The organism is Amycolatopsis sp. NBC_00345 (assembly GCF_036116635.1).
Lineage (GTDB): Bacteria > Actinomycetota > Actinomycetes > Mycobacteriales > Pseudonocardiaceae > Amycolatopsis.
In genome coordinates this window covers 6,106,280-6,131,107 of the sequence record NZ_CP107995.1, presented here as the reverse complement: position 1 = coordinate 6,131,107, position 24,828 = coordinate 6,106,280, and the positions used below count along the sequence as shown (strand labels likewise).

22 protein-coding genes and 1 pseudogene are annotated in these 24,828 nt (G+C 70.5%); 14 read left to right on the top strand and 9 right to left on the bottom strand.

All coding sequences use genetic code 11. The features are described 5' to 3' along the window. Positions 1-9: 9 nt before the first annotated feature. Positions 10-858 (top strand): alpha/beta fold hydrolase, encoded by an 849-nt coding sequence (locus tag OG943_RS27250; RefSeq protein WP_328603772.1) that lies wholly within the window; start codon positions 10-12, stop codon positions 856-858. Here OG943_RS27250 and OG943_RS27245 read toward each other — a convergent pair. From OG943_RS27245 to OG943_RS27235, 3 genes are all read right to left on the bottom strand, one after another. Beyond that, positions 848-2,026, bottom strand: a complete 1,179-nt coding sequence (locus OG943_RS27245; protein WP_328603771.1) for a Glu/Leu/Phe/Val dehydrogenase dimerization domain-containing protein — start codon at positions 2,024-2,026, stop codon at positions 848-850. The genes OG943_RS27250 and OG943_RS27245 overlap by 11 nt on opposite strands. A 45-nt stretch (positions 2,027-2,071) precedes the next feature. Then, entirely contained in the window at positions 2,072-2,758 is a 687-nt protein-coding gene (locus OG943_RS27240; RefSeq protein ID WP_328603770.1) for a YidC/Oxa1 family membrane protein insertase, read from the bottom strand. A 374-nt stretch (positions 2,759-3,132) separates the two neighbouring features. Further along, complete coding sequence (locus tag OG943_RS27235) at positions 3,133-3,405, bottom strand: DUF6412 domain-containing protein (RefSeq protein WP_328603769.1); 273 nt, start codon at positions 3,403-3,405, stop codon at positions 3,133-3,135. Between the two features lie 219 nt (positions 3,406-3,624). Between OG943_RS27235 and rho the strand changes: the two genes are divergently transcribed. Next, the gene (rho, locus tag OG943_RS27230; RefSeq protein ID WP_328603768.1) at positions 3,625-4,692 is read left to right on the top strand and encodes a transcription termination factor Rho; all 1,068 of its coding nucleotides are present in this window, start codon (positions 3,625-3,627) and stop codon (positions 4,690-4,692) included. A gap of 285 nt (positions 4,693-4,977) precedes the next feature. Here the strand turns inward: rho and OG943_RS48455 are convergent. Then, positions 4,978-5,256 (bottom strand): annotated as a pseudogene (locus OG943_RS48455) (DUF222 domain-containing protein); the annotation flags it as partial. Between the two features lie 506 nt (positions 5,257-5,762). On the opposite strand from OG943_RS48455, the gene OG943_RS27225 reads away from it, so the two are divergent. Then, positions 5,763-6,551 carry an SDR family NAD(P)-dependent oxidoreductase gene (locus OG943_RS27225; protein WP_328603767.1) on the top strand — a complete coding sequence of 263 codons (789 nt, stop codon included), beginning with the start codon at positions 5,763-5,765 and terminating at the stop codon, positions 6,549-6,551. 1 nt (position 6,552) lies between these two features. Here OG943_RS27225 and OG943_RS27220 read toward each other — a convergent pair whose 3' ends face one another. Together OG943_RS27220 and OG943_RS27215 are read right to left on the bottom strand one after the other, a co-directional pair. Further along, positions 6,553-7,986: a gamma-aminobutyraldehyde dehydrogenase gene (locus OG943_RS27220; RefSeq protein ID WP_328603766.1), complete on the bottom strand. Its 1,434-nt coding sequence runs from the start codon at positions 7,984-7,986 to the stop codon at positions 6,553-6,555. Between the two features lie 21 nt (positions 7,987-8,007). Beyond that, positions 8,008-9,399 carry an APC family permease gene (locus tag OG943_RS27215; protein WP_328603765.1) on the bottom strand — a complete coding sequence of 464 codons (1,392 nt, stop codon included), beginning with the start codon at positions 9,397-9,399 and terminating at the stop codon, positions 8,008-8,010. Positions 9,400-9,595: 196 nt separating this feature from the next. Here OG943_RS27215 and OG943_RS27210 point away from each other — a divergent pair, with 196 nt between their 5' ends. From OG943_RS27210 to OG943_RS27200, 3 genes are all read left to right on the top strand, one after another. Beyond that, positions 9,596-10,081 carry an Lrp/AsnC family transcriptional regulator gene (locus OG943_RS27210; RefSeq protein WP_328603764.1) on the top strand — a complete coding sequence of 162 codons (486 nt, stop codon included), beginning with the start codon at positions 9,596-9,598 and terminating at the stop codon, positions 10,079-10,081. A 173-nt stretch (positions 10,082-10,254) separates the two neighbouring features. Further along, positions 10,255-11,655 carry an aspartate aminotransferase family protein gene (locus tag OG943_RS27205; RefSeq protein WP_328603763.1) on the top strand — a complete coding sequence of 467 codons (1,401 nt, stop codon included), beginning with the start codon at positions 10,255-10,257 and terminating at the stop codon, positions 11,653-11,655. A gap of 299 nt (positions 11,656-11,954) precedes the next feature. Further along, the gene (locus OG943_RS27200) at positions 11,955-12,362 is read left to right on the top strand and encodes a hypothetical protein (protein ID WP_328603762.1); all 408 of its coding nucleotides are present in this window, start codon (positions 11,955-11,957) and stop codon (positions 12,360-12,362) included. 60 nt (positions 12,363-12,422) lie between these two features. Here the strand turns inward: OG943_RS27200 and OG943_RS27195 are convergent, their stop codons facing one another. From OG943_RS27195 to OG943_RS27185, 3 genes are all read right to left on the bottom strand, one after another. After that, positions 12,423-13,916 (bottom strand): alpha/beta hydrolase, encoded by a 1,494-nt coding sequence (locus tag OG943_RS27195; protein ID WP_328603761.1) that lies wholly within the window; start codon positions 13,914-13,916, stop codon positions 12,423-12,425. 405 nt (positions 13,917-14,321) lie between these two features. Beyond that, positions 14,322-14,513 carry a hypothetical protein gene (locus OG943_RS27190; RefSeq protein ID WP_328603760.1) on the bottom strand — a complete coding sequence of 64 codons (192 nt, stop codon included), beginning with the start codon at positions 14,511-14,513 and terminating at the stop codon, positions 14,322-14,324. Between the two features lie 97 nt (positions 14,514-14,610). Continuing rightward, positions 14,611-16,725: a DUF6351 family protein gene (locus OG943_RS27185; protein WP_328603759.1), complete on the bottom strand. Its 2,115-nt coding sequence runs from the start codon at positions 16,723-16,725 to the stop codon at positions 14,611-14,613. A gap of 241 nt (positions 16,726-16,966) precedes the next feature. On the opposite strand from OG943_RS27185, the gene OG943_RS27180 reads away from it, so the two are divergent. From OG943_RS27180 to OG943_RS27145, 8 genes are all read left to right on the top strand, one after another. After that, complete coding sequence (locus tag OG943_RS27180) at positions 16,967-17,776, top strand: ABC transporter ATP-binding protein (RefSeq protein ID WP_328603758.1); 810 nt, start codon at positions 16,967-16,969, stop codon at positions 17,774-17,776. After that, complete coding sequence (locus OG943_RS27175; RefSeq protein WP_328603757.1) at positions 17,769-18,476, top strand: ABC transporter ATP-binding protein; 708 nt, start codon at positions 17,769-17,771, stop codon at positions 18,474-18,476. Before OG943_RS27180 ends, OG943_RS27175 begins: the two co-directional genes overlap by 8 nt. Further along, positions 18,476-19,354: a branched-chain amino acid ABC transporter permease gene (locus OG943_RS27170; RefSeq protein ID WP_328603756.1), complete on the top strand. Its 879-nt coding sequence runs from the start codon at positions 18,476-18,478 to the stop codon at positions 19,352-19,354. The genes OG943_RS27175 and OG943_RS27170 overlap by 1 nt, the downstream gene beginning before the upstream one ends. Further along, complete coding sequence (locus OG943_RS27165) at positions 19,351-20,418, top strand: branched-chain amino acid ABC transporter permease (protein ID WP_328603755.1); 1,068 nt, start codon at positions 19,351-19,353, stop codon at positions 20,416-20,418. Before OG943_RS27170 ends, OG943_RS27165 begins: the two co-directional genes overlap by 4 nt. 2 nt (positions 20,419-20,420) lie before the next feature. Beyond that, the gene (locus OG943_RS27160; RefSeq protein WP_328603754.1) at positions 20,421-21,722 is read left to right on the top strand and encodes an ABC transporter substrate-binding protein; all 1,302 of its coding nucleotides are present in this window, start codon (positions 20,421-20,423) and stop codon (positions 21,720-21,722) included. A gap of 22 nt (positions 21,723-21,744) precedes the next feature. Further along, entirely contained in the window at positions 21,745-22,335 is a 591-nt protein-coding gene (locus OG943_RS27155; protein WP_328603753.1) for a TetR/AcrR family transcriptional regulator, read from the top strand. Between the two features lie 121 nt (positions 22,336-22,456). After that, entirely contained in the window at positions 22,457-24,292 is a 1,836-nt protein-coding gene (gene asnB, locus OG943_RS27150; RefSeq protein ID WP_328603752.1) for an asparagine synthase (glutamine-hydrolyzing), read from the top strand. A 30-nt stretch (positions 24,293-24,322) separates the two neighbouring features. Beyond that, on the top strand, positions 24,323-24,799 hold the full coding sequence (locus OG943_RS27145; protein ID WP_328603751.1) for a MarR family winged helix-turn-helix transcriptional regulator: 477 nt from the start codon (positions 24,323-24,325) through the stop codon (positions 24,797-24,799). Positions 24,800-24,828 lie beyond the last annotated feature (29 nt).

Genomic DNA, 24,828 nt, shown 5'->3' with positions numbered 1-24,828 from the left:
CGTCCGGGCATGACACCGGTGCCGTACCGCAGGGGCTCCGTCCGCTCGGCCGACGGCACCGTGCTCGGGTACCGCGAGCTGGGCGGCGGTCCCGGGCTGGTCGTGCTGCACGGCGGGATGCTGGCCGCGCAGAGCATGATGAAGCTGGCCGAAGGTCTGTCCGGCGACTTCACCGTGTACGTCCCCGATCGTCGCGGGCGCGGGGCCAGCGGGCCGCACGGGCCGGACTACGGGGTGGCGCGCGAGGTCGAGGACGTTCAGGCACTGCTCACAGAAACTGGTGCGGCGCAGGTGTTCGGGCTCAGCTCGGGCGCGCTCGTCACGCTGCGCACGGCGCTGGAGACTCCTGCGCCGAAGCGGATCGCGCTGTACGAGCCGCCGTTGTCGGTGCGGGGTTCGATGCCCATGGAGTGGCTGGCGCGGTTCGATCGCGAGATCGCCGCGGGCCGGGTGCCGGCCGCGCTCGCCACGGCGTTGAAGGGGATGGACGTCGACCCGCTGTTCAGCCGGGTCCCGCGGTTCGTGCTCGCACCGATGATGGCCCTCGCGCTGCGCCTGCAGCGGACGGCGGAGGGCGACGTGCCGATCGCCGCCCTCGTGCCGACGCAGCACTTCGACCTCGCCCTGGTCCGCGAGCTGGCCGACACGCAGCGGGACTACGCCGCGGTTCCGGCCGAGGTGCTGCTGCTCGGCGGCGGGAAGTCCCCGGCGTACCTGAAAGGCGCGCTGGACGAGCTGGCGGCGGTGCTGCCGCACGCCCACCGCGTCACCTTCCCCCGCCTCGACCACTCGGCTCCTTCGGACGACGGCGATCCGGCTCGGGTGGCGCAAGAGCTGCGGGAGTTCTTCAGGAGCTGACGGGCGCGTCGCCGAACCGGGCTTCGATGGCTGCGAGGTGGGTGTCGCAGAGTTGTTGTGCCGCCTCGCGAAGGGTGCCACCAGTCTGTCCGGAGTGGACGAACAGCGGTTCGACCAGATCGCGCAGGCGGGTGCGGACCTTGGTGAACGCCTCGCCGGCGTCCGGGCCGATGTCGCCGAAAAGCGTCCACCACCACCAGGAGTTGGTCGCCGAGTTGGCCACGAAGTCCGGGATCACGGGGATGCCGCGCGCGGCGAGGCGGGCTTCGGCCTCCGCCGTCACGGGCAGGTTTGCGGCCTCCACCACGAGCCTCGCCGTGATGGCGGATTCGTTCTCGACGTCGATGCAGTACGAGACGGCGGCCGGGACGAGCACCTCGGCGGGCACGGTGAGCCAGCCGTCGGCCGGGCCCGTCGTGTCGCCCGGCCGCAGGCGGTCGCGGTCGATCACGCCGAAGCGGTCCCGGTGCGCCAGCAGGTGCTCGACGTCGAGCCCGGCCGGGTTGGCGACCAGCCCGTGCCGGTCCGCGACGGCGACCACCCGCACCCCGGCCTCGGCGAGGAACCGCGCCGTGGCGCCGCCCATCGAACCGAAGCCCTGCACGACCGCGCGGCTCTCCCGGCGGTCGAGGCCGAGGCGGTCCAGCCCGGTCAGCGCGGCCTCCGCGACGCCGAGGCCGCCGACCAGCTCGTCGAGCCCGAGGCCCGCCACCCGGACCCGGAACGCCGCGGCGAGCCGGGCCATCGCGGCGGCCGGGTCGTCGAGCAGCGGGTAGATCGCCACGACGGAGCTGCTCAGGCCCAGCTCGGCGAGCACTTCGTCGATCACGTCCTGGCGGACGCCGAGGTCCTCGCCCATGGTCCAGTAGCGCTCGATCAGCGGCCGCATGGCGTCGAGGTAACGCTTGAGCACGTCCCGGGCCCGCGGGTCGTACGGGTCGAAGTCGATGCCGCCCTTGGCGCCGCCGAGCGGGAGGTAACGGTCGTCCGGCTGGTAGTTGAGGGCCTCCTTGCGGGTCATGCCCTCGGCGAGCCCGCGGACTTCGGCCGGCGTGCAGCCGGGCCGCATGCGCAGGCCGCCGCTGGCGACGCCGCGCACCAGCCGGTCGATGACGAGGTACCCGCGGCAGCCCGTGCCGGGGTCGGTCCAGCTCACTTCGAGGAACACGGCGGCCGATCCTCCGGTCGGTTCGTGGCGGTGGTCGCGGGCACCCTAGCCGACCGGCGAATCAGCACGTCGCCGCAGCAGCGCCCGCTCCGCGACGGTCCACGTGGTGGTGGTCAGTACGTAGAGCGAGGCGGCGACGGGAACAAAAAGGGTGACCAGGACTGTTCCATAGGGCAGGAGGCGCAGAAGCTTGGCGCCAGGGGCGGTGAGATCGCGTTGGCGGTCCTGCCAGCGGATGGACAGCCAGGCGACCACGACGAGCGCGCCGGCCACCACGAAGACCACCGGTGCCGCCGCCAGCCCGTGCGCCCCGAAGGGGACGCCGAACAGTGCGGCCGTGAGCAGCGCGTTGGGTGTGCCGGCGATGACCGCGGTGCTGAACAGGTGGTACATCACCCAGAAGAACGGCAGCTGCGCCACCATCGGCAGGCACCCGACGAACATGGACGTGCCGGACTCCTGCTGCAGTTTGGTCATCTCGGCCGCGAGCTTTTCGCGGTTCCCGCGGTGTTTCTCCTGCAGCTTGCGGATCTCGGGCATCAACGCGGTCCGGGCGCGCTCGCCCCGCACCGCCGCCCTGGCGAACGGGTGCAACGCGAGCCGCACGGCGACCGTGAACCCCACGATCGCCAGCACCACCGCGAACGACCCGGCGACGGGGGTGGTGAGTGAGACAAGCCAGTGGACGAGGTGGTACGCACCCGCGACGGGCACGTCGAGAAAACCGGGCATGGGTCGGACTCCGCTTGAGTGAGAAGGATTTCGGGCAGGCGGAATCGGCTGCGTTGCAAGGAAACCCGCGGAGGGCGTGTCACGCCACTCGCCCACGACCGCAGTCACGGGGTCGTCAAGCGTTGGCGTGGAAGGAAAATCCGCGCGTCGCGACCACCGTGACAGGGTTGTCAGGCATCGACGTGGGGGCAAAACCGCACGCTGCAACGTCGTGACAGGACTTGCCAGGCGTTGGCGTAGCGGATATACCGCCGCGCTACAACGTCGTGGCGGGACATGCCAGGCTTCGGCGTGGCAGAGATACCGCACGCTACGACGCCGTGACAGGTCCGGTCAAGTGTTGGCGGGTAAGGAAAAGAGCTGCTTCCGCGGAACTACGCAGCCGAGCTGGGCAGTCCGGGTGCCCGCGGCCTGCACCGGCCGGGCGCGGAGGGATCGCGCAGCCGCAGGAAGGCCGCGCGGCGGGCGCGCTGGTTCAGGGCCGTGAAGCGGCTTCGCACCGGGATGGCCCACAAGGACAGCTCGCCCCGGTTCGCGTAGCCCACCACGAGGACGACCAGCAGTCCGGCCGCCACCACGGAGGCGAAGGCCACCAGGCCCGCGGGGCTCATCAGTGCCGGGAAGGCGAGGTCCAGCAATGTGTCCATCCGGCAGCCCCCTTTCGCTCGTCCGCGAGTCTAGCCCAAACAAGGGTGTTGTGGCTGTCGCCCCGAGTGCGCTACACTCAGCCACGATCCTCATGGATGTCGGCCCACCCGCCGCCCGGAGGAGTTTCTCCGAAGTCCGGTTCTTCCAGAGCCTTCTTCGTTCACCATCACACGATCCGCGCCACGCGTCGATCGTTCCTTTCTCATTGGGAGAAAACCATGTCATACCACGGAATTCTTGATATCCACGCCAACAAGGCCACCCTCGGCTACGGCCCGGGCGGCACCACCGTCCCCTTCGGACTCGTGCGCAAGTACGGCCTGCGCCGCGGCGACGAGATCGTCGGCGACGGTGACACCATCACCTCGGTCAACGGGGAGAAGCCCGGCGGGTCGAGGCCCGAGTTCGCGAATCTCACCCCGGTGCACCCGGACGAGCGGCTCGTCCTCGAAACCAGCCGCCACCAGCTGACCACCCGCGTGCTCGACCTCGTCGCGCCGATCGGGAAGGGGCAGCGCGCGCTGATCGTCGCGCCGCCGCGGACCGGGAAGACCTCGGTGCTGCAGGCGATCGCGCAGGCCGTCGCCACCAACCACCCCGAGGCGCACCTGATGGTGCTGCTCGCCGACGAACGGCCGGAGGAGGTCACCGACATGCAGCGCTCCGTGCGCGGCGAGGTGGTCGCGTCCACGTTCGACCGGCCGCCGGCCGAGCACGTCACCGTCGCCGAGCTGGCCGTCGAGCGGGCGAAGCGGCTGGTGGAGAGCGGCCGTGACGTCGTGCTCCTGCTCGACTCGCTGACCCGCCTCGGCCGCGCCTACAACCTGGCGAGCCGCCCGTCCGGCCGCATCCTCTCCGGAGGTGTCGACGCCGGCGCGCTGCAGCCGATGAAGCGCATCCTCGGCGCCGCGCGGAACATCGAGGGCGGCGGCTCGCTCACCGTCGTCGCGACCGCGCTCGTCGGCACCGGCTCGCTGGCCGACACTGTGTTCTTCGAGGAGTTGAAGAGCACCGGCAACTCCGAGGTGCGGCTCGACCGTGTCCTCGCCGACCAGCGCGTGTTCCCCGCCGTCGACATCTTCGCCTCCGGCACCCGCCGCGACGAGCTGCTCGTCTCCGGCCCCGAGCTGACGGTGATGGGCGAGGTGCGCCGGGCGCTGTCCGGACAGGACGCCAAGCGCGCCGCCGAGCAGTTCCTCGACCAGGTGCGCGGCACCAGGTCCAACGCCGAGTTCGTCATGCGCGTCACCGCCTCGCTCGGCACGCCGATGCCGGCCGCCGCCTAGGACGTATCTCTTGAGCGGAGTGCGCAGCCGAGCCGTTACCCGCCTTGCCCCGGCCCGCCACTCTGGCGGCTTCGAGGACCGATGTGTCTGATGTGGACCGAATGCCGTCTGAAGGTTCCCCGTAGTGGGCCGCGCCGTCGGGTGTCGCGGGTGCGGGGTCGGTCGTGGACGGTGCTGCGGATCGGTCTTCGTTCCGGATTCAGCCACGCGGGAGGAATCCACCCGGCGGTCCTGTATCCCCTTCCCGGCTCTTCGCACAGCCGACGGTCGCGTCTGGCGGGCCAGCACCACCAATACGGCCTCATTTCCCGCCGATTCCTCCGGTGGCACCGAATCCGGGGTCTGTGCGAGGACATGCGCGATCTCGCCCGCATGCTCGGAGTTGATCTCACCGGCGGCCAGTGCGCCCCGAGCCATCGGCATCACCGCCGTCGCCTGCCCGACGCGCGCCCGCGCTTCCTTCCACGAGACCCGCAGCGACCGCACCAGCATCGCCTGAGTGCTGCGGAAACCCTTGTCTGCCGCCAGACCGCGTCGCTCTATCTCGCCCACCACCGCCAACATCCGCGCATGCGCACGACACGACTCCCGCTCCGCAGTAATAAGTTCAGCGGTCAGCTCTTCGTCGGAAAGCCGCCACTCCAGCACCTGCTCTGTGGTATCCATATCCTCACGGTACCTAGAACATACGTTCGATGCATCACTCGATCGGATAGACTCGCGGCGCCGTCCAAGTATGCAGGAAGTCTTTAGTGCCAACGAAATAACACCGATCGACGGCGTGATCACGAATCTCGACGACCTCGCCGAGACGGCCGTCGCGAGCCGCGTCCGTCATCTGGGTTTCGGCGGCAAGGTGTGTCGCGGCCTCGAGGACAGTGCGGGCGCCGCCGTCCGCGTGGACGGCCAGATGGTCGACCCGTCACGTCGATGGCCGGCCGGTCCGGCGTGCCCTGGGCCGGGCCAAAGTCACCTTCAGGGAAGTCACGATAGGTGGCAGGCTGACCAGCGCACCGCGCTGATCGCGGGGCCGGGCCACCCGGCCCGCCTGCCGTCTGGAGGACTGAACCATGCCGACCGTTGTCATCACCGGGGCCAGCGCGGGAATCGGCGCGGCGGCCGCCCGGCGGTTCGCCGAGCTGGGCGCCGAGGTCGCCGTCGTGGGCCGTTCGCCGGAGAAGACGGCGGCCGTCGCGCGGGAGGCCGGCGGTGAGCCGTTCACGGCGGACTTCGCGAAGCTCGACGACGTTCGCGCGCTCGCCGCCACCCTCGGCGAGCGTTACCCGGCCATCGACGTGCTTGCCAACAACGCCGGGGGCCAGTTCGGCGAGCGCGCCGTCACCGTCGACGGGCACGAGCTGACCATCCAGGTCAACTATCTCGCTCCCTACTTGCTCACCCGCCTGCTGGCCGGCTCGCTCACCGGCGCCCGGGTGATTTCCACCGCCAGTAACGCGCATGGGCTCGGCCGCCTCGACCTCGACGCCTCCGAAGTCCGCTACAACTCCTTTCGTCGCTACGGCACCTCGAAGCTGGCGAACATCCTCTTCACCCGTGAGCTGGCTCGCCGCGCCCCGGTGACGGCCGTCAGCTTCCACCCTGGCGGGGTGGTCACCGACCTCTTCCGGGAAGGCGGCTTCTTGGCGTCGGCCGTCCGCTCGCCGCTCGGCCGCCGGGTTCTCAAGACGGCCGACGAGGGTGCGGAACCGTTGCTGCACCTGGCTTCTGCGCCGGATCTGCCGGCCGGTGCCTACTTCACGCGGGGCCGGGTGAAGGTGCCCAGCGGGGCCGATCCCGAGCGTGAACGCGCGCTGTGGGACCGGACCGCCGAGCTGCTGGGCCTGGCGCCGGGTTGGTGAGTCAGCCCAGCGCCGTCATCACGTGCTTCACCCGCGTGTAGTCCTCGAAGCCGTACATCCCGAGGTCCTTGCCGTAGCCGGACTTCTTGAACCCGCCGTGCGGCATCTCCGAGACGATCGGGATGTGCGCGTTCACCCACACGCAGCCGAAGTCCAGCCGGCGGGTCAGGCGCATCGCGCGGGCGTGGTCGCGGGTCCAGACCGAAGACGCCAGACCGTAGTCGGTGGCGTTGGCCAGCTGCACGGCTTCGTCCTCAGTCGTGAACGGCTGCACGGTGATGACGGGGCCGAACACCTCGTCGCGGACGATCTCGTCATCCGGGCGGAGACCGGCGACCACCGTGGGGGCGTAGAAGAAGCCGCGGTCGCCGAGCTGCTCCCCGCCGTGGGCGACGACGGCGTGCTCCGGCAGCCGGTTGATGAAACCCGCCACCCGGGCGAGCTGCCCCGCGTTGTTGAGCGGTCCGTACGCCGAGCCGGGGTCGTCCGGCAGGCCGGTTTTCGTCGCGGCGGCCTGGGCGGCGAGTGCCGCAACGAACTCGTCGTGCACGTCCGCGTGGACGAGCACCCGGGTCGCGGCCGTGCAGTCCTGGCCGGCGTTGAAGTAGCCCGCCGCCGCGATGGCCTCCGCGGCCACGGCGAGGTCGGCGTCCGCGAACACCACCACCGGCGCCTTGCCGCCCAGCTCCAGGTGCACGCGCTTGACGTCGGCCGCCGCCGCGCCCGCCACCTCCATGCCCGCGCGCACCGAGCCGGTGATCGCCACCATGTCCGGCCGCGGGTGCGACACCAGCGCTCGCCCGGTGTCGCGGTCGCCGCAGACGACGTTGAACACGCCGGGCGGCAGGAACTCCGCGCACACCTCGGCGAGCAGCAGTGTCGACGCGGGTGTGGTGTCGGACGGTTTGAGCACGATCGTGTTTCCCGCCGCCAACGCGGGCGCGATCTTCCAGATCGCCATCAACAGCGGGTAATTCCACGGCGTCACCTGAGCGCAGACACCCACCGGCTCACGGCGGATGAACGACGTGAACCCCTCCATGTACTCCCCGGCCGCGCGGCCTTCGAGCACCCGCGCCGCGCCGGCGAAGAACCGCACGTGGTCGACGCCCATGGGCAGCTCCTCCGTGCGGGTCACGGCGAGCGGTTTGCCGGTGTTCGCGGACTCGACCGCGACGAACTCCTCGGCCCGCGACTCCATCGCGTCGGCGATCCGCAGCAACGCGAGCTGCCGCTCGGCTGGTGTGGTGTCGCGCCAGGTCTCAAACGCTTCGGCCGCGACCTCGATGGCGGCGGCGACGTCCGCTTCGCTCGACAGCGATGAGGTCGCGTACACCGTCCCGGTCACCGGGTCGATGAGGTCGAGTGTGCGCCCGTCCGTCGCGTCGCGGTACTCGCCCGCGACGAAGTTCCGGAAGACCTGCTTGTCGTTCATGGATTCCTTCCTGTTGGGGATTCAGATGCCCGGCACGGTGATGAGCCAGCGGTCGGCGCGCCGGCGGAGGTAGCCGAACCAGTAGAGGCCGGACACGACGAGGACTGCCGCCGTGATGCCGAGGTCGAGCGCGCTCTGCTCGACGAGCACGTACGCCAGCGCCAGCACCACGACGACCGGCACCACCGGCCAGCCGGGCATCCGCCAGACCCGCGGCTTCCGGTGCGTCGCGCGGCGCGCGCCCAGCACGGTCGCCGCGACCGCGAGGTACAGCGCGACGACGGCCACTCCGGTCACCCCGCTGAGCGTCTCCACCGGGACGAAGCACAGTACCGCCTCGGACAGGCCGACCACGAGCGTCGCCACCCACGGTGAGCCGAACCGTTCGCTCACCACGCTCAGCGCGCGGTTGACCGGTTCAGGCCAGGCCTGGTCGCGACCGGAGGCGAACAGCACCCGCGAGTTCTGGATGACCATCACGATCACGGCGTTCACGATCGCCGCCGCGATGCACAGGCTGATGATCGTGCCGAACGTCGAATTGCTCCAGCCCACCACGAGCGCAGTGATGTCCACCGCGCCGAGCGAGCCGAGGTCGGGCAAGCCCAGCGTGATCGCGACGACCGGTACGAGGATCACCAGCGCGCTGATGCCGAGCGTCCAGAACACCGTGCGGGACACCGTTTTGTGCGGCTCGCGCATCTCCTCGGCGAGGTAGACGGCGGTGGAGAAGCCCTGGACCACGAACAGCGCCACGGCGAGCCCGGCGATCACCGCCACCAGCCCGATGCCGTTGACGCCGTCGAAGCTCGGCTTCACCAGCACTGCGGCCGAGCGGCTGACGTGGCCGAAGCCCAGCACGGAGACGACGACGATCGCGACGACCTCGATCGCCAGGAAGACTCCGGTGAGCCAGGCGTTGGAGCGCAGGTTCAGCAGGCCCATCACGGTGGAGGCGAGCATGACGACCGCGCCCGCCACCGACGGGCTGACTTGCACGATCGAGCTGACGTAGCCGGCCACGCCGATCGCGATGATCGGCGGCACCACCAGGATCACGATGAACGACAGCACGAAGGTGATCCAGCCGGCGAACCGGTTGAGCACCGTCGTCACCATGGCGTACTCGCCGCCGGCGCTCGGCACGAGCGTGCCGAGTTCCGAGTAGCAGAAGGCGATGCCGACGCACAGCAGGACCGCGAGCGCGATGGCCAGCGCGGTGCCGGTGCCGAGCTGGGCGAAGAGCGGGGGCACGAGGACGAACAGGGAGGACGCGGGGGTCACGCAGCTGAGCGTCAGCAGGGTGCCCCCGCCGACGCCGATCGAGCGGGTGAGGCCGCGGCGGGCCGGTGGCGCGGTGGCTTCGGCGGCGCCGGACAGACTGGGTTCGGTGGGGGCCGGGTTAGGGGGCATGGGGAGGTGTCCCTCCGTCAGCGGCGAAATCTTTCGACGGATGGAACAGCACTGATTCAGTGTTGTCAACGCCACAAAGACGACTAAATCCGTCGTCGGCGCTGGTAGCGCAGTTGCTTTCAGTGACGATTCGGGGCCGGGTGACGCGGTGGCCGCCGGTTTGCCCGCGCTCGCCCGGGAAGGGGATGATCCCGTGGTGAGCAGCCAGGAACCGAACCCGAGCCGACCGGCGCCGCCGGTGATCGACGACATCTCCAAGCAGATCATCGCGCAGCTGCAGGAGGACGGGCGGCGGGCGTACGCCACGATCGGCAAGGCGGTCGGGCTGTCCGAGGCCGCAGTCCGCCAGCGGGTGCAGCGGCTCTCGGACTCCGGGGTCATCCAGATCGTCGCGGTGTCGGATCCCTTGCAGGTCGGGCTGTTCCGGCAGGCGATGGTGGCGATCAATGTGGACGGTCCGCTCGAGCCGGTCGCCGACGCGCTCGCCGAGATGAACGAGATCGACTACGTGGTGCTCTGCGCCGGCCGCTTCGACGTGCTGTGCGAGGCGGTCTGCGCCGACGACGAAGCGCTGCTCGACCTGACGTCCAACCGCATCCGCGCGCTGCCCGGCGTGCGCAACGCGGAGGTGCTCGTATACCTCAAGCTGCGGAAACAGTCGTACCAGTGGGGTGTGCGCTGAGGGTGACGACTAAATCCGAAGGTTGATCTCCCAGAATGACCTTGAATCAGTCGTGTGAATATCTTGTTTCAACCGATCCACTTGCGACAGGCGGTTCGCTCGTGCGATAACCGAGGGGTCAGGCCGGCGCGCGCCCCGCGTGCCGGCAGCCCCGAGGCCGTTTCGAGGGAGCCATGAGCACCACCGCCGAATCCGCCGAAGTCTCCGCCGCCGACGCGGCCGGCTTGGCCCGCGCCGCCCGCGACAACCTCTGGCTGCACTTCACGCGCCACTCCAGCTTCGAGTCCTCCGAGGTACCGGTGATCGTGCGCGGCGAAGGCGCGTACATCTGGGACGCGCGCGGCAAGCGCTACCTCGACGGGCTGGCCGGCCTGTTCGCCGTTCAGGTCGGGCACGGTCGTGAGGAGCTGGCCGAGGCCGCCGCGCGGCAGACGAAGCAACTCGCGTATTTCCCGCTGTGGGGCCACGCGCACCCGTCGGCGATCCAGCTGGCCGAACGCCTGACCGCCGCTTCGCCCGGCGACCTGAACCGCGTGTTCTTCACCGTGAGCGGCGGGGAGTCCGTCGAGACGGCGTGGAAGCTCGCGAAGCAGTACTTCAAGCTCGTCGGCAAGCCCACCAAGCACAAGGTGATCAGCCGCGCGCTGGCGTATCACGGCACTTCGCAGGGCGCGTTGTCCATCACCGGCATCCCGGGCGCGAAGGCGGACTTCGAGCCGCTGGTGCCGAGCACGATGCGCGTGCCGAACACGAACTTCTACCGCGCGCCCGAACACGCGGACGACTACCAGGCGTACGGCCGGTGGGCCGCGGACCAGATCGAGCAGGCCATCGAGTTCGAGGGCGCCGACACCGTCGCGGCGGTTTTCCTGGAGCCGGTGCAGAACACGGGCGGCTGCTTTGTGCCGCCGCCGGGCTATTTCGAGCGCGTCCGCGAGATCTGCGACCGTCACGACGTGCTCCTGGTTTCCGACGAGGTGATCTGCGCCTTCGGCCGCCTCGGCCACGACTTCGCGGCGAAGCGGTACGGGTACCAGCCGGACATCATCACCACGGCGAAGGGCCTGACGTCGGGTTACGCGCCGCTGGGCGCGGTGCTGGCCAGCGACCGTTTGATGGAGCCCTTCACCCACGGTTCCACGACGTTCATGCACGGCTCCACCTATGGCGGCCATCCGGTTTCGTGTGCCGTCGCGCTCGCGAACCTGGATCTGATGGAGCGCGAGGACCTGTACGGGCATGTGCTGGCGCAGGAAACGGCGTTCCGCGGGACCTTGGACCGTCTGCTGGACTTGCCGATCGTGGGTGACGTCCGGGGAGCGGGGTTCTTCTACGGGATCGAGCTGGTGAAGGACAAGGTGACCAAGGAGACCTTCACCGCGGACGAGTCGGAGCGGGTGCTGCGGGGATATCTGTCGGACGCGCTGTTCGAGGCCGGCTTGTACTGCCGGGCGGATGACCGGGCGGAGCCGGTGGTACAGCTTTCGCCGCCGTTGATCTGCGGGCAGCGGGAGTTCGACGAGATGGAGCAGATTCTGCGGGAGACGCTGACGGGGGCTTGGAAACTGCTCTGAGCCAGGGCGGCGCGCCAGAGGGGCTTCGGCGCGCCGCCCGTGCTGTTCCAGCCGAGGTGGACGCCGAACCTTGGCGGCGGGCCCTGTCGCACGTCGCATCGCTGAGCCACGGTCCCGCTACTCGGCGATTTCGACGTCACGGTGCACTTCCACCCTGGCCGCCTCGTGGGCGGGGTCCTGTTGCTGCGGCATTGTGTCGCCCGATTCGGCGCTTGACCGGACATACCCGGCGCTTCCGGCCCTCCGCTGCCCGATCTTCACTACCCTGACCGTTCACGAAGCGAAACGGGAGGAAACGCGTGGCGGACTGGGCCGATCTGGTCGGGTACATCAGGCACGAGTACCGGGTGATCCTGGACGATCCGGACGAGATCCGGATCCGGATGTCGTTCGGCGACGACGCGGAGACGGAGGGGCGCGCGCAGGTCATGGTGATCGCGCGGGAGGTCTTCGATCAGCGGGAGGACTGGGTGCAGATCGCGACCCCGTTCGCGCGCGTGGACGAGGTCGACCTGCTCTCCGTGCTCACCGAAGTCGGCAACACGCTGGTCGTCGGCGGGGTGGTGGTGATGGGCGAGCACGTGGTGCTGCGGCATTCGCTGCCGTTGATCAACCTGGACATCAACGAGTTCATCGACCCGCTGGAACTGGTCGCCGGGTCGGCCGAGTTGCTGGAGCAGCAGTTCACCGGGCGCGACGACTACTGATCCGTCCCGCATGACACGGCCCTCCTCGCGAGTACCAAGCGAGGAGGGCCGTGCTGTCGGCTAGCGTCCGAAGAGCTTGATGGGCGGCAGAATCGGACCGTCCATCCTGGACTGTTTGGCCTTCGGCTCCACGGCGGCGCAGTGCGTCCCCTTCGGCGGCACGGTGCCGGAGATCAGGTAGGCGTCCGTCGCCTTGATGACGCAGTCGCTGTTCTTGAAGTACGCGCCGTGGCCCCAGCCGTCGTAGGTCAGCAGGGTGGCGCCGCTCTGCTGGGCCGCGCGCTGCGCCCACGGGTACGGCGTGGCCGGGTCGTACCGGCTGTTCAGCATGAGCAGCGGCGGCGCGCCGTGCACCGACAGCCGGTGCTGCGGGTTGCGCACCTTGCCGGGCCAGTCGATGCAGCTGGCGGTCGAGGTCCAGCCCAGCGGCGAGAACCGCATGTCCGGCGCCATCGCGGCGAGCGCGCGGCGGTAGGTCTCCAGCTCGCCGTAGCCGCTGACGGGCAGCTTCCAGTCGGAGCAGAAGACGCTGCCGAACGCCGACGGCACGGTGATGTCGCCGAACGCCGACGGCTGGGCGGGCTTGCCGTCGCGCAGGTTCACCATCGTGGTGGCGAGCTGGTCCCAGGTGGGGCCGTAGAAGTTCTGGCCGACCAGGTTGACCAGCGCCACCGGGCCGAGCCGGTCGTCCGGCGTGCCGAGGTCGCCGCTTTCCGCGCGGGAGTACAGCTTCGCCATCAGGGCGTGCACGTCCTGGCCGTGCAACGCGCAGGTCGCGGTCCGCGCGCACCAGGCGGCGAACTGCTCGAACAGCTCCTGCGACGACACGGTCTCGCTGCTCAGGAACTCCCACGTGGTCCGCAGTGAGTGGTCCATGTTGCTGTCCAGCACGAGCGCGCGCACCCGGTCCGGGTACGTCTCGGCGTACTGCTGGCCCATCAGCGAACCGTAGGAGACGCCGTAGTACGTCAGCTTGTCCTCGCCGAGTGCGGCGCGGATGGCGTCCATGTCGTGCACGACGCTCTTGGTGTCGACGAACCCGGCGAGCGGCCCGGTGTTCTTGGCGCAGCTCGCACCCAGCGCGCGGTTGTAGGCTGTGAGCTGCGCGTACTCGCTCGCGTTCTTCGGCAGCTGCGGGTCGGGGGCGGTCACCTCGGTGAGGCCGCAGCGCACCGGGTTGCTCTGCCCGACGCCGCGCGGGTCGAAGCCGACGGTGTCGAACCGGCGGGTGATCTCCGGCGACAGCGACCAGCCGTCCTGCACCTCGCCCGCGCCGGGCCCGCCCGGGCCGCCCGGGTCCATCAGGATCGAGCCGATCCGCGCCGACGGGTCGGTCGCCTTGCGGCGCGCGAGCGCGAGCTGGATCGTGCCGTGGTCCGGGTGGTCCCAGTCGATCGGCACGGTCACGGTGCCGCAGTCGACGCCTTTGCTTGTGGCACAAGGTTTCCACGCGACGCCACCGCTCGGTGCGGCGCCGGCCGGCCCGGCGGAGAGCATCGCTGCCACCGCCGTCGCGGCCGTGGCGACGAGCGCCAGTTTCCTGCCCAGGCCCATGGGTGCCCACCCTTCCGGCGAGAGTTCGACCGAGTTCGCGTGAATCTTGCCAGAAGATCACCTGGCCCGGGGCAGCTGTCCGGCCGAGTAAGGGAATTCCCGGCGTAAGGGGTCGACGGGCGGGACGACGTGATCTCCCGATGCCCGCACCGTGCCCTCAGTACCACCGTGGAAGCCGGAATCACCGACGACCTGGGAGGAACACAATGAGAGGCGACTGGATCTTCGATCTGGTGGAAGTGGAGCGGGAGTACCGGTACGGCCGGCCGGAAGCGCAGCGCCCGGACCCGTCCCTGGCGGCCGAGGAGCGCCGCCGGCCCTGGCACTGGCAGTGGCCGGTGCCTCATCTGCCGAGTCCGCGACCGCGCTGAGTCCTTTGTGGACAGCGTGGTCCGCGGAACGCGGTCAGGAGCCGGAGCCCTGTCGGCGCCCGGCCGCGCGGCCGATGAAGAAGCCGAGGATCAGGCCCACGATCAGCCCGATCGCGATGAAGAAGATGATGGTGGCGGCCGCGATCTTCCCGACCGTGCCCAGGAAGCCCTTCGCCTCGAGGTCCTGCGCGACGGTGACCGCCTGCGCCAGCGCGTAGTGAGTCATGAACCCAGCATCGCACCGCCGGGGCCGGGCCGCAGGCTGCCGCCACCGCTGAACCGGGTGAGGGCCACCCCCGGCGGCGCGGGGTGGCCCTCACGGCTCAGCGGCTCCCGTAATCCAGCCAAGTCCCGGCCGGGTGGCGCTCGCCGACGCCCGGACGGTCGTAGTCGCAGACTCCGGACGGGAAGGCGGACCGCAGCGCGGACTGCTCGGCCGGGGTGAACCGCACCGGGTAGGAGCGGAAGTCCACCGGCTCCAGCCGGCACTTCAGCGTGTTCATCGCGGTGCCCTCACCCGCGGCCGTCCGCGTGTTCTCGGCCACCGGGTACGCCGCGCCGCACTGGCCGCTCGACGGGTAGGTCAGCTTTTCCTGCACCCGCTGGGTCGCCGAGACGTAACAGCCGTCCGACAGGTCGGCGGGCCGGTTCGCGATCACCTTCGCCGCGGCGGGGCGGTGCGAGCCGTCGCGGTCGATCGCGGTCAGCCAGCGGTCCATCGCGTCCAGCTCGTAGGCGCTGGCGGCCGCCTGCTGCTCGGCCGTCGGCTGGTTCTCGATGATCACCTGGTTCGCCGCGGTCCCGTTCGCGGTGAGCAGCCGCTGGCGCAGCACGTACGACCAGTCGCTGGTGTGGATGTCGTTCCCGGTGCCCGCGAAGTCGAGGTCCGTGCGCTGGTCGATGATCGGCGTCGAGCGCAGTCCCAGCGAGGCCGAGTTGTAGATGTCGTCGCGGTAGACCGCGTCCAGCGCCTTCGGGTCCGCGGTACTGCGCTGCGGCACCGGCTTGCCGGTGTAGTCGAGCCCGCCGACCGACGCGTTGAGGTCGACGAACTGGGCCGGCGTGATCTTCCCGGCCCGCAGCGCGTCGAGGCCGTACTGCACGCCGACGTTGTCCAGCGGGCTGCGCACGAAGCCGGTCTTCGGGTCGCGGCCGATCTGGTTCACGAACTGCTCGTTGGAATTGCAGCGCACCCCGTGCGGGTTCGTCACCGGGTCCCACCGTGCCGCGACGGGGATCGCCGCGTTGCAGCTGTCGGTGGCCGTCGCGCGGTTGGCGAAGGTCAGTTCCCACGAAACGCAGGTGTCGTAGGAGTTCCAGCCGCCGACCGCGAGCTTCTGCGCGGCGGTGAACGAAGCGCCGTTCCCGGCGAAGTACCGGTTCAGCAGCTCGCAGTCCGACACCGGCCCGAACGTGGTCATCGGGTCCGGAAAGGACACTCCGGGGATGATGCCGTCGACGATGCCGGGGTAGGCCTCCGCGATGTCGTACTGCTGGATCGCGCCGCCGGAACCGCCCCAGCCGATGGTGTGCGCGATCGGGCCGTAGGTCTCGGCGAAGTGCTCCTTGACCATCATCGCGGCCTCGGCCGAGATGATCGGGCTGCAGTTGTTGTCCAGCACGTTCAGGCTCGACGACGCGACCGCGTAGCCCTGCGCGAGGAACAGGTCGTTGACCACTCCGCCGGTCGTGGCGCCCTGGTGGTAGCCGGCGTTGCAGCCGCCGCCGAAGGTGTACACGAGCTTGCCGTTCCAGCCGGGGCTCGCGGTGTACGGCGAGGGCGCCGTGGCGTCGGACGTGAGCGCGGCGATCTCGTACACCGCGCGGTCGATCGTCCCGCGTTCCACTCGCACCACGTACGGCACGGGGTGGCCGCCGACGGTGGCTGTCGCGAGGTCGGCCGGACGGCTCGCGGGATCGGCCAGTGGCTGGAACTTCCCGGCCGTCGTCTTGTACTGGTAGGTGACCTGCGTCGGCGCGCTGCAGAGCGGCATCGTCGCGGGCGGCAGGCCGTACGCCGTGGTCTCGCAGTAGAACGGCTGCTGCTGGCGGCCGGAGAAGACCGGCCCGGTGATCGGGTGGTTCACCACGCGCACGCTCGCGCGGCCGCCGTGCCCGGCGGTGGCGGTGACGTCGGTGCCGCCGTCGCGCAGGCCGGTGACGAGCCCGAGCAGGCTGCCGTCGGCCTGGGCGCGGAAGACGGACGTGACGTCGTGCCCGCCTGCTGTCACCCGGACTTGCCGCGCGGAGCCCGGGTCCGGCGGCGTGACCCTGACCAGTACCTGGCCGCCGCTGACCAGGTCGGGCCGGGGATTGGAGACGGTGGTGATGCCCAAACGCGAGGGTGACGCTTCGGCGGCGGTGGCGACCGAGGTCAGGAGGATCGGCACGGCCAGTGCGGCCAGCACCGCGGTGGAGCGCCAAGTACGGTTTCTCAAAACGCACCTCGTTGCTCTCGGCGCCGCTCCGGTGCGACGCCACCCGAGTGCGGGTATAGCACGCGATACTTAGGTAGAACAATATTCGGTTCTCCGGGTACCGGGCGTCTTCGATCAAACTTCGGTCACCGGAAAACTCGGCCTGATAACGAGTCTGGGCAAGCCAGGTTCGCCGCTGTACTGTTCGTCGCGTCCGAATCGGATTCTGATCTGCCGGGTTTCACTGCGACGAGGCGGTGGGGTGAGCGTGGCCGAGGACCAGGTGCTGCTGCGGGCCGAGGGGCTCTGCGTCTCCTTCGGTGGGCTCGAGGTGCTGCGGCAGGTTTCGCTCGACGTGCGGGCGGGCTGCGTGCTGGGGGTGATCGGGCCCAACGGCGCCGGCAAGACCACCCTGTTCAACGCGATCTGCGGTTTCGTGCGGCCCGACGCGGGCCGGTTGACCTTCGCCGGCGCCGAACTCGTCCGGCCGCGCCCGGAACGGCTGACCGGCCGGGGGATCGCCCGCACGCTGCAGGGCCTGGGCTTGTTCGCCGGGCTCACCGTGCTGGACAACGTCGTCGCCGGAGCGACCCACCGCTCGCGCACCGGGCTGGCCGGCGCGCTGCTCGCGTCGCCGTGGGCGGACCGCGACGAGCGTGCGCTGGCTTCGGAAGCGATGGAGGTGTTGCGGCAGCTGGGAATCGACGGCGAAGCGCACCGGGTCTGCGCCGGCTTGCCCTACGGCGTGCGCAAACGGGTCGCGCTCGCGCGGGCGCTCATCAGCGAACCCCGGCTGCTGCTGCTCGACGAGCCGGCGGCCGGGCTTTCCGAGAACGAGATCGGCGAGCTGGCCGACACCGTCCGCGGCCTCGCGCCCACGACCACGGTGATGCTCGTGGAGCACCACATGGACTTCGTCATGAACCTGTGCGACGAGCTGGTGGTGCTCGACTTCGGCGAGGTCATCGCCCGCGGCACGCCGGCGGAGGTCCGGTCCGACCCGCAGGTGCAGCGGGCCTACCTGGGTGACCCCGTGGCGGCCGTCGCGGGTGAGGAGGGCGCGCATGCTTGACGTCAGCGGGCTCGTCGTCGACTACGGCCCGGTGCGGGCGCTCGACCACGTGGACCTGAAGGTGACGCGGGGGTCGATCACCGCCGTGCTCGGCGCGAACGGCGCCGGCAAGACGACGTTGCTGCGCGCGTTGAGCGGCCTGCACCGGCCGCGCGACGGCGCCGTCCGGCTCGACGGCCGCGACATCACCCGCCTGGCGCCGGAGGACCTGGTGCGCCTCGGTGTCGCGCACGTGCCGGAGGGACGCGGGGTGATCGCCGAGCTGACGGTGGCGGAAAACCTCCGCCTCGGCGGGCTGTGGCGGCGCGACCGCCGCTGGCTGCGCGCGGGCGCCGTGGAGATGTACGAGCTGTTCCCGCCGCTGGCGGACCGAAGAAACCAGCGCGCGGAAGCGCTTTCCGGCGGTGAGCGGCAGATGCTCGCCATCGGCCGCGCCCTGATGAGCCGGCCGGACCTGCTCCTGCTCGACGAGCCGTCGCTGGGCCTCGCGCCGCGCGTGGCGGCCCGCATCGTGGCCGTGCTGCGCACCTTGCGCGCCGAGAACGGCCTCACGCTCCTGCTGGTGGAGCAGAACGCCGCGACGGCGCTCTCGGTCGCCGACCGCGCCGTCGTGCTGTACCTCGGCCGCAAGGTCGCCGACGACACCGCCGGCGCGCTGGCCGCCGACGACCGGGTGCGCCGCGCCTACCTGGAGGTGTGATGGGCCGCTTCGTGGACTTGACCCTGGCCGGCCTCACCAGCGGGGCCGTGTACGCGGCCGTCGCGCTGGCCCTGGTGCTCATCTGGCGCTCGACGCGGATCGTGAACTTCGCGCAGGGCGGCATGCTGATGATCACCACGTTCATCGCCTACACGATCATCTCGCACGGCGGCTCGTACTGGCTCGCGCTGATCGTCGCGGTGCTCAGCGGGCTGGTGCTCGGCGCGGTCGTGGAACGGGTGCTGGTGCGGCCGGTGGAGAACCGGTCGCCGCTGGACGCGGTGGTGGTGACGTTCGGCCTGCTCGTGCTGCTGCAGGGCGCGGCCGGGATGCTGTTCGGCGGCACCCCGCGCTCGTACCCGCCCGCGTTCGGCATCGCCGGGTTCCAGGCCGGCGGCCGGCAGTTGCTGTTCGCGCCCAACGACCTGTGGGTCGTGCTCGTGGTGCTGGCCGTGATGGCCGGGCTGGCGCTCGTGTTCCGCAAGACCTCGTTCGGCCTGCGGATGCGGGCGACGGCGTTCGCGCCGGAGGTCGCGCGGCTGCTCGGCGTGCGCGTCGGGCGGATGCTGACGCTCGGCTGGGCGCTGGCCGCGGCGGTCGGCGCGGTCGCCGGAGTGTTGATCGCGCCCAGCACGTTCGTCAGCCCGACGGCGTTCGACGCTGTGCTGGTGTTCGGTTTCACCGCCGCGGTGATCGGCGGGCTCGACAGCCCGCCGGGCGCGGTCGTCGGCGGGCTCGCGCTCGGGATCGTGCTCAGCTACGTGGCCGGTTACCTCGGCTCGGACATCGTGACGCTGGCGTCGCTCGTCGTCCTCATCGCCGTGCTCATGGTGCGGCCGCAGGGACTCTTCGGCACCGCGAAGGGCAGGCAGGTATGACGGCTCTGGCCTCCGCCGCACCGCTGCGCCTCTGGCGGCAGTCCACTCTGGTCCGGCACCTGACCTGGTCGGTGCTCGGCCTCGTCGTGCTCTACTTCGTCTCCACCTCGCTCGACGCGTTCGCGAATCTGCAGCTGGCGCAGATCTGCTACACCGCCATCGCGACCGCGGGGCTCACCGTCCTTTCCGGACTGTCCGGTCAGATCTCCTTGGGCCACGGCGCCTTCGTCGCGGTCGGCGCGTACACCACGGCGGTGCTGCTGGAACACCTCCAGTGGCCGCTGGCGCTCGTCCTGCTCGGATCCGTGGTCGTCGGCGGCGCGCTGGGCTGTCTGGTCGGTGTCGCCGCCGCCCGGCTGCGCGGGCCGTACCTGGCCGGTGCGACGCTGGCGCTCGCCGTCGGCCTGCCGTCACTGGCGGACTACCACGGGCTGCGGGACCTGCTCGGTGGTGCCAACGGCCTCATCGTCACCTCCGAGCCACCACCGCTGTCACTCGGTGAGAGCTTCCCGCTGGAGCGCTGGCAGGCCTGGATCTGCGGGCTGTGCCTGGTGATCACGCTGTTCCTGCTGTCGAACCTGGCGAGCAGCCGGCTCGGGCGCGACATGCGGCTGGTGCGCGAGGACGAGCAGGCCGCCGCGCTGTCCGGGGTGCACGTGGCGCGCACGCAGATCGTCACGTTCGGCATCAGCGCCGCGTTCGCGGGCCTGGCCGGTGGCCTGTTCGCCATCGTCAACAGCCTGGCCGCGCCCGGCGCGTTCACCCTCGCCCTCTCGCTGTCACTGCTCACCGCCGCCGTGGTCGGCGGGCTCGGCTCCCTCGCCGGCGCGGTCTACGGCGCCGTCATCGTCACCCTGCTGCCGAACTGGACCGCCGACCTGGCGCAGCGGGCGAACCTGCCACGGGCGATCTACGCGAACATCCCGCTGGTCCTCTACGGGCTGGTGCTGATCGTGGTGATCGTCGTGTTCCCCGGTGGCATCCAGTCCGGGGTGCGCAAGCTCGGTGCCCTGCTGCGGCCGGCCCGCTCCGGCCGTCCACAAGAGAACCGTCAGGAGACATGAAGATGACCGTACGCCGACACGTTTCCGTCGCGGTCGCCCTGACCGCGACGGTCGCACTGGCCGCCGCCTGCGCGTCGGGCGGTGATTCGGCCGACGCCACGCCCGGCGTCACCGCCGACACCGTGACCATCGGCTCCACGATCCCCCTCACCGGGACCGCGGCGCCGGGCTACAGCGAGCAGGGCCCGGCCGCGAAGGCGTTCTTCGACTACGTCAGCGCCAATGGCGGCATCAACGGCCGCAAGATCCAGCTCAAGTACCTCGACGACGCCTACAACCCGGCCCAGACCGTCACCCTCACGAAACAGCTGGTGCTGCAGGACAAGGTGTTCGCGATCGTCGGCTCGCTGGGCACGCCGACGCACACCAAGGTCGTCGACTTCCTGAACTCCTCGCGGGTGCCGGACCTGTTCGTCGCGTCCGGCTGCACCTGCTGGGACCAGCCGAAGGCGCATCCTTACACGTTCGGCTGGCAGCCGGACTACACCGTCGAAGGCAAGATCCTCGGCGACTACGTGAAGAAGAACTTCGCCGGCAAGAAAGTCGCCTACTTCTACCAGGACGACGACTTCGGCCACGACGGCATGAAGGGCCTGGACAAGTACGTCGACCAGAGCCTGGTCGTCTCGCGCCAGCCGTACCAGCCGGGCAACACCGACGTGGCCGCGCAGGTCTCGGCGATCGCGGCGTCGAAGGCGGACGTCGTTGTGCTGGAAGCGATCCCGGCGTACACCGCGCTGTTCAAGCTGACGTCGTTGAAGCTCGGCTACACACCGACGCTGGTGGCCTCCAGCGTGGGCGCCGACCCGATCACCGTTTCCGGGCTGCTGGAGAACTTCGCGAAGCAGGCCGGCTCCTCGGTGAAGGGCCAGGACCTGATCGAGGGCCTGGTCACCTCGGCCTACCTGCCCGCGCTCGACGACACGAGCAACTCGTGGACCGCGCTGTTCAAGAAGATCCACGACCAGTACATCCCGAACGTGCCCTTCGACGGCAACGTCTACTACGCGATGTCCTACGCCTACACGTTCACCCAGGCGCTCGCGCGGGCCGGGCAGAACCCGACCCGGCAGGGGCTCGTCGACGCGTTGCAGAAGGGCGGGCTCGCCGGGCCGGGCCTGGTCCCGTTCCGCTACAGCGCGGACTCGCACGCCGGGTTCACCGGCGGGCAGATCGCGATGGTGAAGGGCGGCAAGCAGGTCTCGGCCGGCACTCCGCTCGTCACCGGCGACGGCGACGGCGCGGTGACCCCCTACACGCAGGCCCAGCCGCAGGCTCCGGCCAACGGGATCCCGGCCGGATGACCGGGTCCGGCACAATCGCGCCATGACGGAGGCGACAGGGAGCAAGCGGGCGCAGGCGACCCGGACGGCTCTGCTCTCGGCAGCCGGTGAGGTGTTCATCGCCGCCGGCTACGAGCGGGCGAGCATGGCCGCGATCGCCGAACGGGCCGGCGCGAGCATCGGCAGCCTGTACCACCACTTCGCCGCGAAGTCCGATTTGTACATCACCGTTTACAACGAGTACAACCGCCGCCAGCAGCACCGGTCGGCCAAGGCGTTCCGCACGGCGCTGGCGGCGGGTGAGGAGGACGCGCTGCGGCTGTACATCGCAGGGGCGCGCGCCTACCTCGAGGGCTGCTGGCAGGAGCGGAAGCTGGCCCGGCTGTTCCTCTCGGGAAACGGCCCGGCCGGCTTCGGCCTGCTCTCCCGCGCGCGGTTCCGAGAATGGCTCACGGCCAACGCCACCCTGGTCAACGGCCATACCCGGCCGTTGTCGGACATGCTCGTGCTCTCCTTGACCGCGATGTCCACCGAGGCCGGCCGCGAGGTGGCCGACGCCCCGTCGAAGGCCGAGGCGACCCGGATGATCGACGAGGTCCTGGAACTGATGGGCCGCTTGTACCCGTCGTCGTGACCCCTTGATGTGACGCAGGACACCCGCTCGCGGGGTGGCGCCGCCTGTCCGCGAGATAGTTTCATTCCCTATGAATGTTTCTCGGTGACGGGCAACGGCGACGGACAGCGGGGGTACGGGCATGTGCGGGATCACGGGATGGGTCGACTTCGGCCGGGATCTGACGGCCGAGCGGGAGACGGTGGCGGCGATGACCGCGACCATGGCCTGCCGGGGGCCGGACGCGGCCGGGCTGTGGGCGGACGGGCCCGCGGCGTTCGGCCATCGCCGGCTGGCGGTCATCGACCTGGAGCTGGGCGCCCAGCCGATGACGGCCGAGGCGGGCGGCACCGTCGCGCTCACCTACAGCGGCGAGGTCTACAACTTCGCCGAACTGCGCGCGGAGCTGACCCGGCGCGGGCACCGGTTCACCACGGCCAGTGACACCGAGGTGGTCCTGCACGGCTACCTCGAGTGGGGCGCCGGCCTGGCCGAGCGGCTCAACGGCATGTACGCCTTCGCCATCTGGGATTCCCGCGAGGAGCGGCTGCTGCTCGTGCGCGACCGGATGGGCATCAAGCCGCTCTACTACGCCCCGCACGGCGAAGGACTGTTGTTCGGCTCCGAGCCGAAGGCGATCCTCGCGCACCCCGGGATCCGGCCGGTGATCGAGGCGGACGGCCTGCGTGAGCTGCTGTCGTTCACCAAGAGCCCCGGTCACGCCGTCTGGGCCGGGATGCGGGAGGTCGAGCCCGGCACCGTCGTCACGCTGGACCGCCAGGGCCTGCGCGTGCACCGGTACTGGCGGCTGGAGCCGGGTGAGCACACCGACGACGTCAGCGTGACCGTCGAGCGCGTGCGCGAACTTCTCGACGACATCGTGCGCCGCCAGCTCGTCGCCGACGTGCCGCGTTGTGTGCTGCTGTCCGGCGGCCTCGACTCCAGCGTGCTCACCGCGCTGGCCGCGCGGCAGCTGGCCGATCAGGACGAGCAGGTGCGCAGCTTCGCCGTCGACTTCGCCGGGCACACCGAGCGCTTCGTGGCCGACCGGTCACGGTCCACTCCGGACGCGCCGTACGTCCGCGACGTCCACGAGCACGTCGGCTCGCTGCACCAGGACATCGTGCTGGACTCGGGTGACCTCGCCGACCCGGCGGTGCGCCGCGCCGTCGTGGCCGCGCGCGACCTGCCGTCCGGGCTGGGCGAGCTCGACAACTCCCTGTTGCTGCTGTTCCGGGCGATCCGCGAGCGCTCCACCGTGGCGCTGTCGGGTGAGTCGGCGGACGAGGTGTTCGGCGGTTACGCGTGGTTCCACGATCCCGTGGTGCAGCAGGCCGACACGTTCCCGTGGCTGGCGCACCGGTTCGCCGGGGGAGGACGGCCCGGCGGGGGACTGTTCGGCGGCGAGCTTATGTCCACATTGGACCTCGGCGGGCACCTCCGCGACTCCTACGCCACCGCCGTCGCCGAGGCCGGGACGCGCGCCGGGGAGAGCGAGCACGAACGCCGCATGCGCGTGATCAGCTACCTGCACCTGACGCGGTTCGTGCGGGTCCTGCTCGACCGCAAGGACCGGCTCAGCATGGCCGTGGGACTCGAGGTGCGCGTGCCGTTCTGCGATCACCGGCTGGTGGAGTACGTCTACCGCACGCCGTGGGCGATGAAGACGTTCGACGGCCGTGAGAAGAGCCTGCTGCGGGCCGCGGCTCGCGACGTTCTGCCCGTCTCGGTGGCGGAGCGGGTGAAGAGCCCGTACCCGTCCACGCAGGACCCGAAGTACGTCGAAGCGCTGCGCGGCCAGGTCGAGGACGTGCTGGCGAACCGCGCGCACCCGGTGTTCGACCTGGTCGACCACCGGGCGTTGAAGGAGCTGATGGCGGCCGATGAGACCGCCTCGCCGCTGCGACCGCTCCTCGAACGCGTGCTGAACTTCGCGACCTGGTTCGATCTGTACTCACCGGAGCTGCGTATCCGGTGAGACCGGCTGGGTGAGGGTGAAGGAGCGGGCATGGCGCGCGAGCCGCGGGATGTCGACGCCGACGAGGCGTTCCAGTTCGTGTTGTCGCTGCACCGGCTGCTGCGGGAGCTGCGCCGGGCCGCGCCGCCGGATGGCCTGCCCCGTACCCAGCTCCTGGTGCTGGCCAAGCTGTCGCGCTCCGGGCCGTTGCGGATCGGCGCGCTCGCCGCGGAGGTCGGCTGCTCCCAGCCGACCGCGACGAAGGTCGTGCACGCCATGGAGGAGGCCGGGCTGGTGGCGCGCGGGACCGACGCGGACGACCGGCGCGTGAGCTACGTCCACGTCACCCAGCCGGGACGGCGGCGGCTGCGCGCGGTGGTGCGCGACGAGTCCGAAGCGCTGGTCGAGCGCTTGGGCGAACTCGACCAGGACGAGGTGGAGCTGCTGCTCAAGGCCGGCGCCGTGATGCGCCGGCTGGTCGAGCCGGAGCCGGCCGACGTTCGACAAATTTCCCGCGAGACGCAATAGTTGCGTGAGGGGCACTCGCGGAGGAGGCC